The organism is Paraniabella aurantiaca (genome assembly GCF_050309965.1).
Lineage (GTDB): Bacteria > Bacteroidota > Bacteroidia > Chitinophagales > Chitinophagaceae > Niabella.
In genome coordinates this window covers 897,785-913,387 of sequence record NZ_JBLOSY010000002.1, presented here as the reverse complement: position 1 = coordinate 913,387, position 15,603 = coordinate 897,785, and the positions used below count along the sequence as shown (strand labels likewise).

The 15,603-nt window shown below is 44.7% G+C and carries 12 protein-coding genes; 7 read left to right on the top strand and 5 right to left on the bottom strand.

Annotated features, from left to right (window positions below; genetic code table 11):
- Window positions 1-51: 51 nt before the first annotated feature.
- Window positions 52-483: an XRE family transcriptional regulator gene (locus tag ACLOAU_RS18335; protein WP_427863362.1), complete on the bottom strand. Its 432-nt coding sequence runs from the start codon at window positions 481-483 to the stop codon at window positions 52-54.
- A 165-nt stretch (window positions 484-648) separates the two neighbouring features.
- Here ACLOAU_RS18335 and ACLOAU_RS18330 point away from each other — a divergent pair, with 165 nt between their 5' ends.
- From ACLOAU_RS18330 to ACLOAU_RS18310, 5 genes are all read left to right on the top strand, one after another.
- Window positions 649-909 (top strand): SymE family type I addiction module toxin, encoded by a 261-nt coding sequence (locus ACLOAU_RS18330; protein ID WP_427863361.1) that lies wholly within the window; start codon window positions 649-651, stop codon window positions 907-909.
- Between the two features lie 561 nt (window positions 910-1,470).
- Window positions 1,471-2,001, top strand: coding sequence for a sigma-70 family RNA polymerase sigma factor (locus ACLOAU_RS18325; protein WP_427863360.1), 531 nt, complete (start codon window positions 1,471-1,473; stop codon window positions 1,999-2,001).
- A 44-nt stretch (window positions 2,002-2,045) separates the two neighbouring features.
- A complete protein-coding gene (locus tag ACLOAU_RS18320) occupies window positions 2,046-3,131 on the top strand; it encodes a FecR family protein (RefSeq protein WP_427863359.1) in 1,086 nt (361 codons plus the stop codon).
- A gap of 23 nt (window positions 3,132-3,154) precedes the next feature.
- On the top strand, window positions 3,155-6,511 hold the full coding sequence (locus ACLOAU_RS18315) for a SusC/RagA family TonB-linked outer membrane protein (protein ID WP_427863358.1): 3,357 nt from the start codon (window positions 3,155-3,157) through the stop codon (window positions 6,509-6,511).
- 75 nt (window positions 6,512-6,586) lie between these two features.
- Window positions 6,587-8,092, top strand: coding sequence for a SusD/RagB family nutrient-binding outer membrane lipoprotein (locus tag ACLOAU_RS18310; RefSeq protein WP_427863357.1), 1,506 nt, complete (start codon window positions 6,587-6,589; stop codon window positions 8,090-8,092).
- A 341-nt stretch (window positions 8,093-8,433) separates the two neighbouring features.
- Here the strand turns inward: ACLOAU_RS18310 and ACLOAU_RS18305 are convergent, their stop codons facing one another.
- From ACLOAU_RS18305 to ACLOAU_RS18290, 4 genes are all read right to left on the bottom strand, one after another.
- A complete protein-coding gene (locus tag ACLOAU_RS18305) occupies window positions 8,434-9,597 on the bottom strand; it encodes a PepSY-associated TM helix domain-containing protein (RefSeq protein WP_427863356.1) in 1,164 nt (387 codons plus the stop codon).
- Between the two features lie 3 nt (window positions 9,598-9,600).
- Window positions 9,601-11,907, bottom strand: a complete 2,307-nt coding sequence (locus ACLOAU_RS18300; protein WP_427863355.1) for a TonB-dependent siderophore receptor — start codon at window positions 11,905-11,907, stop codon at window positions 9,601-9,603.
- A gap of 669 nt (window positions 11,908-12,576) precedes the next feature.
- A complete protein-coding gene (locus ACLOAU_RS18295; RefSeq protein ID WP_427863354.1) occupies window positions 12,577-12,894 on the bottom strand; it encodes an XRE family transcriptional regulator in 318 nt (105 codons plus the stop codon).
- 140 nt (window positions 12,895-13,034) lie between these two features.
- On the bottom strand, window positions 13,035-13,859 hold the full coding sequence (locus ACLOAU_RS18290; RefSeq protein WP_427863353.1) for a KilA-N domain-containing protein: 825 nt from the start codon (window positions 13,857-13,859) through the stop codon (window positions 13,035-13,037).
- A gap of 355 nt (window positions 13,860-14,214) precedes the next feature.
- Between ACLOAU_RS18290 and ACLOAU_RS18285 the strand changes: the two genes are divergently transcribed.
- Both ACLOAU_RS18285 and ACLOAU_RS18280 read left to right on the top strand, forming a co-directional pair.
- A complete protein-coding gene (locus tag ACLOAU_RS18285) occupies window positions 14,215-14,355 on the top strand; it encodes a hypothetical protein (RefSeq protein ID WP_427863352.1) in 141 nt (46 codons plus the stop codon).
- 100 nt (window positions 14,356-14,455) lie between these two features.
- Window positions 14,456-15,454: a hypothetical protein gene (locus ACLOAU_RS18280; RefSeq protein WP_427863351.1), complete on the top strand. Its 999-nt coding sequence runs from the start codon at window positions 14,456-14,458 to the stop codon at window positions 15,452-15,454.
- Window positions 15,455-15,603: the final 149 nt, after the last annotated feature.

Sequence of the window (15,603 nt, the reverse complement as noted above, 5' to 3'; positions counted from 1 at the left end):
AATCGTTTGGTGAGGTTGATAATGGAGTGTTAACGTATTGGGATTTTCATTTTATTTCTTTTCAATCAGCTTCTTCAACTCCGCCATCATCTCATCCTTCTCCTTCAGCATCCTTTCATACAAAGCCATCTTTTCTTCGTGTAATTTCTTCAACTCATCTATGGGATGAAAAATTGGGTTATGATTAATCGCATTCAACATTGCATTATCATTAAATGTATTCGCAATCACATTCACCGCCTGTTCCTCATCAAAATTCTGAATAGCTTCTACAGGCAGTTTTAATACATCGGCTATTTGTTGGAGCAGGGCGGCATCAATGGTTTCTTTTTGCTCCAGCAGCGATATTTTCTTTTGGTTCCAGGTTCCTTCGGCAAGCTCAGGACTGGCTCTCTCCAGTTCATAAGCCAGGGCTTCCTGCTTAATGCCCAGCATTTCTCTAAAGCGTTTCACATTGCGGCCTTCGTGTATTTTCTTGTCCATGTTATTCGGTATTTTCAAAGGTTCAAAAATAGGGTGTTTTATAGTATAAAACTACGTAGATAAAGTTAGGTAAAATATCCATTGTACCCCTGTAAATTATCCATTGTATAACTTGAATAGGCATGGCCGTTGTACTTTCTTTGTACCAACAAAAAACAATAACCTATGACCACGCAACAAAAACACCGGTCCATTACCATGCGTATGGGTATATGCAGCCCGTCTTATGTTCCTTTTAAATCGCGCCGCCTGCCGCATCCCGTTATAAGGCTGGCTGGAGAATGGCTGCAGGAGAGCGGTTTTAGTATTGGGCAGGTGGTGGAAATCGCTTGCGAGCCGGGCCGGATCACCATTAGTCTTGCCCGGGCGCAAAACTCGGCCGGAGTGCAGGCAGCGCTACAGCAGCATGACATACAGATAGTATAACTCATTATATCAAATAGCTACCTATGAATGCTACCCGTGAAAAACACCGGGCTTTATAGTTGAACCCACCGCTGGCCGGTGGGTTACTTTTTAGTATTGGATACACGCTTCGTAATGTGATCCCTCCACTTCGGTCTCCAAAAGAGTCCTTCGGACGGGATGACGGTAGTAAGAGGCCTGTCGTTTCGACCGGAACGGCGCCCACCTACGCCGTTATTCCGACCGTAACGAAACAAAGTGAAGTGAAGCCGAGGAATCTCTCTGAAAAGCTGAATCCTTCTCCGTAGCGTGAGATCCCTCCGCTGCGTCCCTTTTAGGGACTTCGGTCGGGATGACGATTGTGAGTTGGCAAATTACTCCGTAGCATGCGATCCCTCGGCTGCGTCCCGATTGTTATCGGGACTGCGCTCTCGAAAGGAGTCCTTCGGACGAAATGACGGTAGTAAGACTCCCACATAAAAACCAATAGGGTCGGAGCGTTTTGATAAAATAACCAGCCATTATGTAAAATAATTTTGATTTATTTAGTTTCCTTATTTTTAGGTAGTCCAAAATAACGCAATGGGAGTTAATGGTCCGCTTAATATTTGGGAGTTTGAGCACTACTTTGATCAGTGGAGTACTAAAGTGTATAACTATGCTTTCAGGAAAACCCAATCCTCGTATTTGGCGGAGGAAACAGTGCAGCGCACATTCATTAAACTATGGAAAAACATCACCGAAAAAACGGTGGAGGCCAGCATAGCATCACAGATATTCTGTATTGCCAGAACAACGATGCTCGACCTGGTAAAAGAAGAGTATAACCGTAAAAAATTGCTTCAGGCAGGAAAACACCTGGTGCAACCCTCTTCACCCTACGACGATTACCAGGCGAAACAACTGGAACTGAAACTACAGTGGATAATTGGCCAGCTACCCGAAAAGCGGAAACAGGTATTTATGTTGAGCCGCTATTCCAATTTATCACACAAACAAATTGCCGACCAGCTTTCCATTTCTTCCAAAACAGTGGAAAATCATATTGCCCTTGCCCTGAAGTACATTAAAAAGGCTTTATTGCTGATGATACTCATGCTGCAAGTTTTTTAATTTTCTTTTGGGGGATGAGCGCTTTTGAATCGTAATGGATATATATGAACATTACGAAAGAAGTTATGGAGCGCTACCTCTCGGGGAAAGCCAGTGCCGAAGAAGCCGAAGCTATACGGCATGCTTTGGACCATAACTTAATAGATTTAAACGATTGGCTACCTGAAACGGAGTGGCACCATACGGAAGAAAATATACCCTTTGAGCGCCGGAACAATATCAGGCAGCTGCTTTTAAGAAAAATTGAAAGGGCCAACCGGCGGCGACTGGTATATACTATATCTAAATATGCCGCTGTATTTATATTGACGGGCCTGGTAGGTTGGGGTCTTTTTGACTATTGGAAAAAGCCTGCGCCAACTGCGCCCATTACGGCACAGCACCAGGAACCAGTAGCGCTGCCGCAACCCCCATTAAAAGAAACGGCCCCGCACAAAAAAGCGGCGGCTCAGCCAGAGCCGAAGGGCAATTTGTATTATATCAATTCAGGTAACCTGCCCATGGCGGTAACGGTGCCTGACGGTTCGAAAATTGAACTCTACCCGGGTTCGGAAGTGAAATTTGCTGATGGCTTTGCTGCATTAACCAGGCGCGATATCTATTTAAAAGGAAAAGCAACTTTTACGGTTGCCAAAGACCGGTCGAAGCCATTCAGGGTGCATAGCACCGGATTAACGACTACCGCTTTAGGCACTGTATTTAGTGTGGACGAGCTGCAGTCGTCGGTTACAAAAGTAAAATTATATGAAGGCCGTATTCAGGTGCAGGGCGTTGGTGATAAGCCTGGCACCGCTTCCCTAAATATGCAATTTGTACCTAATGAAGAAGTGACCATCAACCACCAGGCGCTACAAATTATAGCCGAATCGAGAACCAACTCATCTGCATTCAACAGGAAAGGCTTTTATCAGGAAAAACAAAACAGGCTGATATTTAAAAATATGGCCTTGAAAGATGTGCTCAATATTATTAGCCACAATTACAAACTTCAACTGCAGTTTGATCCTGAAGCGATAGAAAATAAATATTACAGTGGTACTTACGAAAATGCTCCCTCGGTTTATTTAAAAATATTGACAGACCTGCAACAGCTTCACAATATTGTTATAACGGTACAAAATGAAAAATGATCTACTTATTTAATCCCTAATTTATGCACAATTATCAACTCTCCAAACATTACCTGCGTATGATGTTTATGCTAAAAAGCAGGATCGGTACGCCTGTAAACCGGTGCCTGCGTTTTGCATGGCTCGTATTTTTGGTAACCAGCTCCCAGGTAGCCTATGCGCAACAGTATGCAGCCATCAACGGGGTGGTGCGCGACGAAGGGGGTAAGCCTATTTCGTCGGCAACCGTAGCCATTAATAACCCCAACACCAATTTTAAGAAAACAACGATTACGGCTACAGATGGTACTTTTTCTTTTAACGAGGTTCCGGCAGGAGAGGGGTACCAGATCACCGTATCATCCATCGGTTTTAAAACGAAGGAGCTGGCAGATTATAATATCTCTGGCCGGGATAAGCTGGCCATCAATATCAGTATGGAAACCGCAGCAGAGAATTTGCAGGAGGTAGTGGTAACAGCCCTGGGTATTAAAAGGGAAAAAAAGGGATTGGGCTACACCGTTGCCGAGTTGAAAGGCAATGAGCTTACGCAGGGTAAAGAAGCCAACGTAGCTAATGCCCTTTCAGGAAAGGTGGCAGGAGTGCAGGTAAGCAGGGCGGCCTCGGGTGCAGGCGGATCGTCAAAAGTGGTGATCCGTGGTAACAACTCACTTATTGGCAATAGTCAGCCGCTTTACGTAGTAGATGGGGTACCCATTGATAACCAAAATATTTCGGCGCCTAACCAGGTGGGTGGTACCGATTATGGAGATGGTATTAGCAATATTAATTCGGAAGACATTGAGACGATGTCGATATTAAAGGGACCTAACGCAGCCGCTTTGTATGGCCAGAGAGGAAGCAACGGTGTTATACTCATCACCACCAAATCAGGAAAAGCGGGTAAAACCCGTATCAGCTATAGCACCGATTTTTCACTGGGCAATGGCCTGGTGTTACCCGATTTTCAAAACGAGTATGGCCAGGGATTAAATGGCAATTTTACCCATTTTCGAAAAAGCGATGGAACCATTGTTTCTATGAGCGATGCCATCAAAAACAATTTTACCGGCACGCCTAAAATGAGCGCCGGTAGAGACCGTACTACCCGTGCCAGCTGGGGACCCAAAATGGAGGGCCAAACCTACGAAGACGCGTACGGCAACATACTGCAGTTAACACCGAAACCAGATACGTATGAATCTTTCTTTCAAACCGAAAAACAATGGGTGAACAATTTAAGCGTGGATGGTGGTAATGAAAAAATAAACTATCGCTTTTCGTATGGTAACACCGATGTGAAGGGATACATTCCCACCAATACCTTGAAAAGAAATAATTTTAGTTTGCGTACACAGGCTAAAATCACCGATCAGCTTCACATGGACGCCAAAGTGAACTATATTGCTCAAAAGGGAAACAACAGGCCCACCTTGTCTGATGCTGCCGATAACCCCGCCTACTTGTTTATTAGCCAGCCCCGGAGCCTGGGTAACGACATCATGTCGCAATACAAATGGACGGCACAGGAAATAAGTAAACAACTGGGTTTTTCAGGCATCACTGAAGGGGTAGAAAAAACCTATGCCACCAATAGTTCTACGGCCAATCCATTCTGGACCGTTTATGAAAATCATAACGAGGATCGCCGGGACCGTGTTATAGGCTTGCTACGGTTAAGTTATGATTTTGCACCCTGGCTTAAAGTAGCCGCTACAGGCGGAACCGACTTTTTTACCGATCAACGCTTTCGCTACAGGCCCATCAACACGTATCAGAGCTTAAACAGGAAGGGAGATATTCGCGAAGAAGTGATTCGCTCACGCGAAGATAATTACGACATCCTTGCCAGTTCTAATTTTAACCTGTCAGACAAAATAAAGCTTAGCACCAACCTGGGAGCCAGCCATCAAAGCAGGTACCTGCGCATGACGGGCAATTCGGGTAACCAGTTTATTGTGCCCAACCTGTTTGTTATTAACAACACTACCACCAATACCTATATATTCGACCTGATAGAATCAGAAATCAATTCAGCATACCTTTCGGGGCAGTTTAGCTATAACGATTACTGGTTTGTAGATTTTTCGGCGCGTAACGACTGGTCTTCCACTTTATCAAAAGAGAACAATTCGTTCTTTTATCCTTCTGTTAGTTCCAGCCTGGTGTTAACCGACGCTTTCAACTTAAAGTCGGACGCCTTGTCCTTCGCAAAAGTACGCGCATCATGGGCCCAGGCTGGCAACTCAGGAAATCCTTACCAGCTGGTGGGAGCTTATAGTCTCAATCAATATACGCATGGGGGCATACCTATGGCATCGTATACCGAGATTATCCCCGATCCCAACTTAAAGAATGAATTGACCACTTCTATCGAAGCCGGGGCGGATCTGAGGTTTTTAAAAAACAGGCTCTCCTTCTCTTTCACTTATTACCAGGCAAGCACTAAAAACCAGATACTCGATGTCCCCATATCACCTTCGAGCCTCTATGTAAAAAATCGTATCAATGCCGGTGAGATCAGTAATAAAGGAATTGAATTTGTATTGGGAGCAACGCCGGTTAAAACAGCATCGGGCTTTGAATGGACTACTGTTTTTAACTTTAACAGGAACCGTAATAAAGTCGAATCTTTATACCCGGGGGTAGAAAGTTTCTTATTAGCAACCGACAGGGGAATTAATGTTGTGGCTGAGGTAGGAAAACCATTTGGCCAGCTTATTGGAACGCAGTTTGCCTGGATAAAAGATGCAGATGGAAACCGGTTGATTGACCCCGTTACAGGTTTGCCTTTGCGTACGGCGGGCCGTGTGGAAACGGATCTTGGCAATGCACAACCGGATTGGTTGGGAGGTTTTGGAAACACCTTAAAATACAAAGGTTTTAATTTATATGCATTGGTTGATATGCGCCAGGGTGGTGTGATCTTCTCCCAGTCGAGCCGCGAGCAAATTATTTATGGTACCAGTAAAAAAACCTTACCGGGACGTGACGGAACCTACGTTGCAGCCGGTATGGTAGCACAAAAAGATGGCTCGGGTAATTGGGTAAGTACCGGCGTTCAAAATAGCAAACAGGTAGCCGCCCAGGATTATTGGAACATGGTGGCGAGTGACAAAGAGGTAATGGTGTCGGAAGAAATGATCAACGATATGAGCTATGTTGCCATGCGTGAGATCAGTCTGTCTTACACGTTCCCACAAAACTTACTACCGCACCGGGTGATTAACTCATTAAAATTAGGTGTATACGGAAGAAACCTGTTTTATTTTCAGCGAAACACAGATGGCTTTTCTCCCGAAGCCTCTGCATTTAATGTAAATAACAGCTCTATAGGTATTGAGTCTACTTCTTTACCTATGATGAGAACAGTGGGCATTAATCTTACTGTTGGTCTCTAGTATCTTAATGATGAAAAGGAACGTAAAAACCCGTCCAGCCGCAACGCATTTGGCTGGTCAACAAAAAAGAAACAAATGACAAGAAATATACTCCAAAATATATGCGCTGCAGGCCTTATTTCAATGGCTACGTTTAGCGCCTGCACCAAAGACTTCGAAAAAATAAATACGCCACCCACCTCGGTAACCACGGTAGATCCAGGGTTGTTGATGGCCAGGATTCTCCGGGATGGTACCTTCCAGGAATCAGGGGAATTGCCTAACACCAAATTCGGGTCGTGGATCCAGCATTGGGCCGGTGGTCCGGTAGTACCGGTATCCCGTTATTTCGAGGGGCCGGACAACCAGGTATGGTCGCAGCATTTTACGCTGTTGCGTAATATTATCCAGATCAAGAAGGAGCTAAGCGGCAAAGAAACGGCACTGGAAGGGAGAAGCAAGTTAGCTATGACGGAGATCTACGAAGTGTATTTGTACCAGCGATTAACCGATCTGTATGGCGATATTCCCTATTCAGACGTTACTACTAGTGATAAAGAGATTAACCGCACCCCAAAATTTGACAGGCAGGAGGACATCTATCCTGCATTAGTGGCAAAGCTGGATGCTGCCCTGGCGCGGCTTACTGTCGGAGATCCGTCTTACGGCACTTCAGATTTTTTCTATAGCGGTAATATTGATAAATGGAAAAAATTCGGAAACTCGTTAAAGCTCAAACTGGGGATGAGGATGCGGTATGCGAATGCTTCTTTAGCTCAAAAAATAGTAACCGAATCTATGACTTCTCCTTTGGGGCTTATAGCTGCCAACAGTGATAATGCTGCTGTTCCTACCTTTAACAATGCGCAGGCCGAAAATCAAAATCCTGTGCTGCGCCAGGTAACCACCGGTAGTGCAGACCTGCGCTATTTAGCCAACACATTAATAGATGTATTAAAAAACTACAGCGACCCCCGCTTACCCTTGCTGGCCCAGCCAGTTACTGTAAGTGGTGTGGCCACCTACAGGGGCATTGGAGTGGCCTTAACAGATAATGAGCTGTCACAATTAATACGCACCAATTACTCCACGGCCAACACTTCTACCTGGTTTAGTCTTACGTTTGCGCCCATACCGGTTTATGCAATGACCTATTCAGATATCAGTTTTTACAAAGCTGAAGCGGCTTTACTGGGTTGGGGCGCTACCAGTGCCAATGCGCAAACTTATTTTACAGATGGCGTAAAAGCTGCTTTTGCACTTTCTCCTTACAACCTTACCGCTGTACCAGCATCGTATGAGCAAACTGTCATCAATTTAAACGGATTGACCGATGAGCAGAAGATGGAGAAAATAGCCACCCAAAAATGGATCAGTTTATTTGGCCGCAATATGGAAGCCTTTGCTGAATGGCGTCGTACAGGCTACCCCAAACTAACGCCCGGCCCTAATCCCGGCTCTACCAATGGCCAGATACCCAGGCGGGCCATTTACTCGAGTGAGGAGGCGGAGTTGAACAAGGCCAATCTGCAGGAAGCTGTAGGCAGAATGACGAATGGGGATTCTTTCTTGTCAAAAGTATGGTGGGATAAAAAACCGTAAAATCGATAAAGGAGTTTAGCAGGGGGTATCTTAAAAGGATACCCTCTTCGTTTCGACCGGAGCTCATGCAATGAGCGAAGCGCCCGCCCGTGCCGGTACGCCCGCCTGATCGGAACGGGCAGGGACGGGGAGAAATCTCTACGCATAGCCAAATCTCGCTCCGTAATGTGACCCTTCGACTTCGTTGCACTTCGCTCAGGGTGACGGTGGGAAGAGGCCCGTCGTTTCGTCCGAAGGACTCCTTTGGAGAGCGTAACGAAGTGAAGCCGAGAAACCTCTACGTATAGCTGAATCTCGCTTCGTAGCCCGAGATCCCTCCATGCGTTTTGCTAAGGCAAAACTTAGTCGGGATGACGATCACGAGAAGCTGCAGGCCTTATCTTTTTCTTCTTTCGCCCCCACCAGATGTAAAAGCCGGTGATGGGGAGACCGGCGGCAATAAAGCTGGCGCAAAAAGCGAGGATACGACCGGGCCAACCGAGGATGAGGCCGGTGTGTATATCGAAGTTCATATTACGGAGCTGGTCGCCGGGCAGCCGGTCTTTATACCGGTTGAGCCAGAGGTTTTTGCCGGTTTGCTGATCGTAATAAAAACCGGTCCACTTATAATTTTTGTTGAGGGACTGGGCATAACCATAAATACTTTCTGATGAAGTGGCCGGCACACTGATATAATAGGTTTTTTCATTGGGCGCCTGCTGCTTCATGTGGGCCAATATACTGTCATACACAGCTGCTTTGGGCGTGGCAGTACTGTCTGACTGAAAGCTGGGCCACTTGGGTGTATGTTTACCTCCATTTACCAGCCATTGCACGCTATTGTCGAACCAGGTAAATGCCCATACCAGCCCGGTAAGGGCCATCAACAGCGCCAACAGCATCGCATAAAAGCCGAGTATATTATGCAGGTCGTAGTTCTTACGTTTCCATTGCGTGGTGGCTTTCCACCTAAAGGCAAAACGTTGCCGGGCAGCGGCTTTGTTCTTTGGCCACCATAACACCAGCCCGGTAATGAGCAACCCAATAAAAATAACCGTGGCCCAGCCTACGATCTTTTCACCGGTGCGGGCGAGCATGAGATCATAATGCAGGGAGAATACGAGGTAAAAGAATTCGTACTTCGTATCTTCTACATACACTACCCGGGCGGTATAAGGGTTTACATAAACGGTTTTATAGGCTTTGATATGGCTGAACATATGCCAGCCCTCTTCATTGGTTTGGTATACGCCTACCTGTACGTTTCTGCCGGGTTCATAAAAGCGAATGGCATCGGGTTTAAAATCCTTTCCCAGGGCCTGCGCTGCCGAAGCCAGCAGCCGGCTAACAGGCGCCATGGGCTCGCCGGGCTTGTGTTCGGTAAAAATGCGGTCTTTATAAAAGAGGTCTTTGAGCTCGTATTCAAACGCCAGTATGCAACCGGTAAAGCCCAGTATAAAAACCACCAGCCCGGACGAAAGCCCGAGCCAGAGGTGTATTTTGCCAATGCCTTTCTTGAGTTTCAAACCCTAGAATTTGAAAGTGAAGTTGGCTACGAAATTTCGGGTGGGATTGGGCGCGCCCCAGAAGCCCCAGCTTTTCTGGTTGCCGATATTGTTGAGTTTGGCGCCTACTCTCCATTTATCATTTTCATAAAAGGCAGTAGCGCCAATAATATGATAAGCAGGCAGCAGGAACAAATTGGTATCGTCGAAATAAGCATCCGATACATAATTACCACCGGCGCCGATTCCGAAATTTTTTAAGCAACCTGTTTGAAACTGGTAGTTGATCCAGTAGTTACCGATATGGGTAGGGGCGTTGGATACCTTATTACCTTCGAGCCCTTCGGTATTGATGATGCGGTTATCGTTATAGCCATAACCAAGAACCATTGTAAGACCTGCAACAGGATTAGCAGTGAAGTCCCACTCAATACCCTTGCTTACCTGCTTTCCATCCTGGAAGGCATAGAAGTCGGCCGTATAACGAATGGCATTGTTGATGTCGATATAGTAGTAGCTTAAAGTGGTATTGATCTTTTTATCCAGCAGCTCGGCTTTTACACCGCCTTCATACTGCACGGCATAAATGGGCTTTACGGTAAACTGCGCGCCATCGGGCTGGCTAATGGGCGGATAGTTTTGAAAACCGTTCATATAACTGGCAAACAACGATACTTTGTCTTTGATAACCTGGTAAACCAGCCCGAGTTTGGGAGACAAAGAACCCTGTGTGTAGGGACTGGCCCAGGGGCCTTTAGAGCGGGCATCCATATAATCGTACCGCAGGCTTAACATAGCATAGAGGCGATCACTAAAATTGATGACATCCGATACATAGGCAGCATAAGTGATGTTTTTCAAAGTACCCCAATCCATCAGTTTGCCCGGCACCAGCGCGCTGTCCACCAGGGTGCGGTCTACTTTGCCGGTACTGTTTACCGATAGTCTGCGAATGACACCGGTACCACCGCTTTGTCCGTAGCCGGCTGCCTGGGTGAAATTGAGACCCGCCAGGAAGGTGTGTTTTAAAGAACCGGTTTTAAAGCTGCCGTTGAAGTTCTGCTGGAAGTTGGTGTAAGTATTGCTTACCGGCCCGTATTTGGATACATCGATAGCTACACTGTCACGGCTATACCAAACGGGATAGTCCTGGTAGCTGCGTTCTACATATTCGTTGGTAAAAGCCAGGGCTGTAGTGGAAGTCCAGCTATCATTGATCTGGTATTTAGCTTCTGCAAAAAACTTGCTGCCCGTGCTTTTGGCATCCAGGTCGTTGCTTAATAAAGATCTTTTATAGTCGAGCGGCAGATCGGCATAGGAGCGGATGCCCGCGCTTTCATCAATACGGGTATAGCTGGGGCGCACGGAGTTAACACTATAGATCTCTGCATCTACCAATATATTTAACCGGTCCGTTGCTTTATACAATAAGCTGGGCGCAAAGATGGCGCTGTTATAAAAGCCGCGCTCATTATAGCTGTCCTGTTTTTGTATAGCGCCATTGGCTCTGAAGAGTAAGCTCTTGTTGCTATTAAGCGGTGCATTGATATCGGTGCTGATACGGCCGAGGTTAAAGCTCCCGAGGGAAAGATCTACCTGGCCTTTAAAAGTTTCGAAAGGCTTTTTGGTAACCAGGTTCACCACACCACCAAAAGAAGAAATGCCGCCGCCAAATAAAGTTCCCGAAGGGCCTTTAATAAATTCGATACGCTCAACATTGGCAATATCGGCACTGGAGCGCCCGGCAGTAGATTGCAGTCCGTTACGTGCATTAACATCGGTTGAAAAACCCCTGGACAAAGCGCCGATACCACCGCTGGGGTATAAGATGGGCATAACGCCTGGGGCATTGCCAAAAGCGTCCGTTAAGACAATAATATTTTGTTGCTTAATCAACTCTTTACCTACGATATTATATACCTGCGGATTCTCCAGGTTGCGGATGGGCATACGGGCAATCATATCAGAAGCCTTACTGGTAACGCTATGCGAGGAAGATCGTACCACTACTTCCTGCAGCTCTTCATTGCTTTCGGTAAGCTGGAAGTCGGCCGTGGTGGTTTGTCCGGCTGTTACGGTTATTGCTGTTTGCTGGCTGATGAGCCCGCTAAAGCTGGCGATAATAGTATAGGTACCTGCGGATACTTTATTAATGGTATACCGGCCTCCGGCATTTACCGTAGCGCCACGGTTGGTTTTATCGAGGGTGATATTTACGAGTTCGGCAGGTTTACCATCGGAGGTGGTAACCTTGCCGGTAATGGTTCCTGTTTGTGCATGAATAAGGGTTGCAATACCTAGTACTGCCAGTAGTAAGAGGAGTTTACGCATTGATATTGGTTTATTGAGGCGCAAATGTAGGCGCAGGAGTAGCGCACCTGTTTACGAGATGCGGAGAGGGGTTTACGAGATTGGGAAAAAGTTATGAGAGGGTGATTTTTTCTTTGTTGGAGATGTCTATTGTATTGATAAGTGCGTTAGAAGTGTTGGCCTGCTTACTTTTTTGCCTTAACGCAAAAAAGTAACAAAAAAAGTCAAGGCTGTGAAAAAATTTGCTAAAGGCCATCTTGTAAACCTAAACCCGCCAAACTCGCTCCTTAGCTAAAGGTAGTTATATAGACTATGCAGGCTCAGACAATGGCGGCTTCTTAACGGTTTACTTCAATGGCCTTCTTAACGCAATTTTTTCAAGGCCGGATGGCATTTTGATTTTTTCGGTATAGAGATAAGTCTGATTAGTAGTATAGTTGATGTACTATATTACTGGCATTATGTTCATATAGTAGCGAAGTTGTTGATTTTTTGGCGATTACCTAAGCTTTTTCATGGTTTTAGTCAGTATCAGTATTTTCATTTGTGCGATAGCTACGTTGTAAGTTGGAGCAGTCTTTCGATCTGCGGCAATCCTTGTTTGATCAACAGGGCATTAACGCCTGTCTATCATCAAGTAGGTTTTCCATATTGCTTAAAACAAACAGTTGCTACAAAATTGCAGATTTCTCAGGTTCCGGGGGCCTGGCCGAAAAGTCTCCAGATTGGGATAACACTGTAGTTGTAGGTATTTTTACTCATATTGTTGCCGATGCTATTTGTAGCGTCCTCCCAACTAAATTCTCGAAAAGCCTCAGTAGGTATCTTTAAAGCTTTTGCAATTTCTTCTAACAAGCACTCATGTATAGTTTCTTTTTGCTCCAAAATAAACACCTTTATTGGACCCCAGTCATCACCCAGGTTAGAAGCTAAGTCTTTTTGCTTTATTCCCAACATTTCCCGAAAACCTTTTACATTTCGCCCATGATGTATTTTGTGATTTGGCATAGCAATATATGATATTGATAAAGTTAGCTGTTCAAAATAAATTAAAAGAGATAAAGATGATTTTTTTTCGTTGGCATATCGTAATACTTACAGTTGCTAATCCAATTATGATTTATTTAAGTAATAATGGTTGTTTGAAGTTACCTGAGCTTCTTCATGGTTTTATTCTGTATCAGTGATTTCATTTGTGCGATAGCTACCTGGTTGAGTTGAAGCAGCCTTTGACGCTGTGATAATCCTTGTTTGATCAACAAAGCATTAATGGCTTCCATATTGCTTAACACCACCAGTTGCTCTAAGTTAGCCTGATCTCTGAGATTACCTGTTCGGCCTGGGTTGGTGTCCCGCCATTGCTTGGCCGTAATACCGAAAAGGGCAACATTGAGCAGATCGGCTTCGCTGGCATATACATAACCGGCTTGCTGGGGAGTAATTGCCTGCGGTATAAGATTTTCTTTAATGGCGTCAGTTTGTATCTGGTAATTTATTTTAGAAATGGTCCTTTGTAAGTCCCAATCCAGTTTCAAGCGGTTGTTTTCTTCATCTTTCAGGCGTTGAAATTCTTTGATTATATATAACTTGAATTCTATAGAGATCCAGGATGCGAACTCCAGAGCTATATCTTTATGGGCAAAGGTTCCTCCATATCTTCCGGCTTTGGACACAATGCCAATAGCATTGGTACTTTCAATCCACCGCTTGGGAGTCATTACGAAACTGTTCAATCCTGCTTGCTTTTTAAACCTGTCGAATTCGACGGGTTTAAAATCTGGATTATAGATGGTTTCCCAGAATCCTAAAAGTTCAATGGTATTCCTGTTTCTCATCCAATTCTTGACGATGTCATCAGTACTTTTAGCGTCTTTATGACGGGCGATGTCAGTTAGTGAAATAAAGTCTTGTTGCTTGTCCTGGTAGAGGATAATCTCTACACCATTAACATTGATTTTCGTGTTTTTTATCATGGTAGCTGTTTTTATTTTAAAATTGATAGAAACTTCTTGTTCGTAGATACAGGGGGACGTCTTTTTTACAACAAATGGAATCGATCAGATAATTCCCTGTTTGAACTGGCGATAGCGAGATCATAGGTATGAGCTTTGTTTTAGGTGATGGATGTAGCAATCTAAAATTACATAAAATATATAAAATGTTTTCAATTCGAATAGTGTGAAGGCAGCGGGATGAATAGGCTGAATTCTTAGAAAGTAGTTTGTATCGGCGGGTCAGATATACAAAAAAGGATTAAGCGGTGCCAATGATATTCCTGAAGCAATTAAAGAATATACCAAAGCAGCAGAGCGGTTTAATGCGGCAGCCATGTATTACCTGGGAATGATCTATTTTGAAGGTATTGGTGTTACAGCCGATAAAACGAAAGGCCGTAACTGGCTGCAGCAGTCTGCCCACCTGGGCTTGAAAGAAGCTAAAGATTTTTTGGATAAGACGGCTAAAATGTAGGTACCTGTAGTGAATTCTAGCATATAGTCATTACGGTTTCCCCCGAGATAATGCTATATAATCGCTCTATGTTCGCTGCCTTTTAATCAAAAAATCAATAATGAAACAAAAACTGTTAATGGCTTCGGCCATCGTGTTCCTGTTATCCTGTAGCAAGAACGAAACGGCCAAGCCGGAAGCCAATGCAAAAGCGTATACTATTTCCTTAGGATTGAAAGGCGAGCTAAATGTAACCGATGAATCCCCATTAAGTAGTTTGGCTAATAAAACTTTACCAAGATCAGTGTCATCTACTGATTTATTAGGAGTACAAGTTTACTCAAGAGTGAAAGGCAGTCAGAGCGGAGATCTTCCGTATGCTTATGGCTTATTCGATAATAATGATAATACTACCATCAACCTGGTGTCGGGTAATGTCTATCGCTTCGAAGCAATGGTAATTAAAGAAGGAAAAACTAAGATACACTCAACTAGTGGTGGATATTGGGCGCCCTTTAATAACAGCGGTCCGGGGGCGTACAGCACAGCCATTACTCCTAATTTTATAGTATCCTCCATTACAAGTTTGAATAATATGAGTAACGGCTATACCTGGCTGGCAAACTATGGCCCGACCTATACATTCGGAAATCCTTCTGTTGACAGGTACTACGGTATCGCTGCAGACTACGAGCCGAGTCAGAATGGGGCATTAAATATTGCGATGAAAAGAGTAGTATTTGGGGCGAAATTTGTTGCACCCGGACTTACAAGCGGTCGCCTGAAAATTACAATGGGCGGTGCGCCTGATCAGTTTATAGAAACAACAACACCCAATAAAACGATCCAGGACATTTATTCGTTTAGCTGTGCCTCCTGTGCCAGTTTAAATGATGTATACACTAGTTTAAATGATGTATACACTGAAGTATTACCTGTTGCCGTTAAACTGATCCGTGCCGATGGAGTAGAAGTGCCGGTAGCTTCGGGCAATGTGACTTTTAAAAGAAAAACCATTACAACGGTTAACATTAATATTACTGATGCCAGTTCTTCTAACAAAATGAGCGTCTCTTTTGAGCAGGGAGACCTATCTTCAGGAAGCACCATTGACTTGTAAATGGAGGTCAATCGTATCGGGCTTCGGGTTACTCCGAAGCTTTTTTATTTACGCTATTTTATCCAGTACTTACTCCGATGAGGCGATTAATTGCCCTAATTGCCTCATAATTTGCCTTTATTTGAGGCGATTAATTTCGGTAATTGCCT

Coding starts and splice junctions, on each gene's coding strand:
- ACLOAU_RS18335 (WP_427863362.1), bottom strand. CDS start 483: ATGGACAAGAAAATACACGAAGGCCGCAATGTGAAACGCTTTAGAGAA.
- ACLOAU_RS18330 (WP_427863361.1), top strand. CDS start 649: ATGACCACGCAACAAAAACACCGGTCCATTACCATGCGTATGGGTATA.
- ACLOAU_RS18325 (WP_427863360.1), top strand. CDS start 1,471: ATGGGAGTTAATGGTCCGCTTAATATTTGGGAGTTTGAGCACTACTTT.
- ACLOAU_RS18320 (WP_427863359.1), top strand. CDS start 2,046: ATGAACATTACGAAAGAAGTTATGGAGCGCTACCTCTCGGGGAAAGCC.
- ACLOAU_RS18315 (WP_427863358.1), top strand. CDS start 3,155: ATGCACAATTATCAACTCTCCAAACATTACCTGCGTATGATGTTTATG.
- ACLOAU_RS18310 (WP_427863357.1), top strand. CDS start 6,587: ATGACAAGAAATATACTCCAAAATATATGCGCTGCAGGCCTTATTTCA.
- ACLOAU_RS18300 (WP_427863355.1), bottom strand. CDS start 11,907: ATGCGTAAACTCCTCTTACTACTGGCAGTACTAGGTATTGCAACCCTT.
- ACLOAU_RS18295 (WP_427863354.1), bottom strand. CDS start 12,894: ATGCCAAATCACAAAATACATCATGGGCGAAATGTAAAAGGTTTTCGG.
- ACLOAU_RS18290 (WP_427863353.1), bottom strand. CDS start 13,859: ATGATAAAAAACACGAAAATCAATGTTAATGGTGTAGAGATTATCCTC.
- ACLOAU_RS18285 (WP_427863352.1), top strand. CDS start 14,215: ATGTATTACCTGGGAATGATCTATTTTGAAGGTATTGGTGTTACAGCC.
- ACLOAU_RS18280 (WP_427863351.1), top strand. CDS start 14,456: ATGAAACAAAAACTGTTAATGGCTTCGGCCATCGTGTTCCTGTTATCC.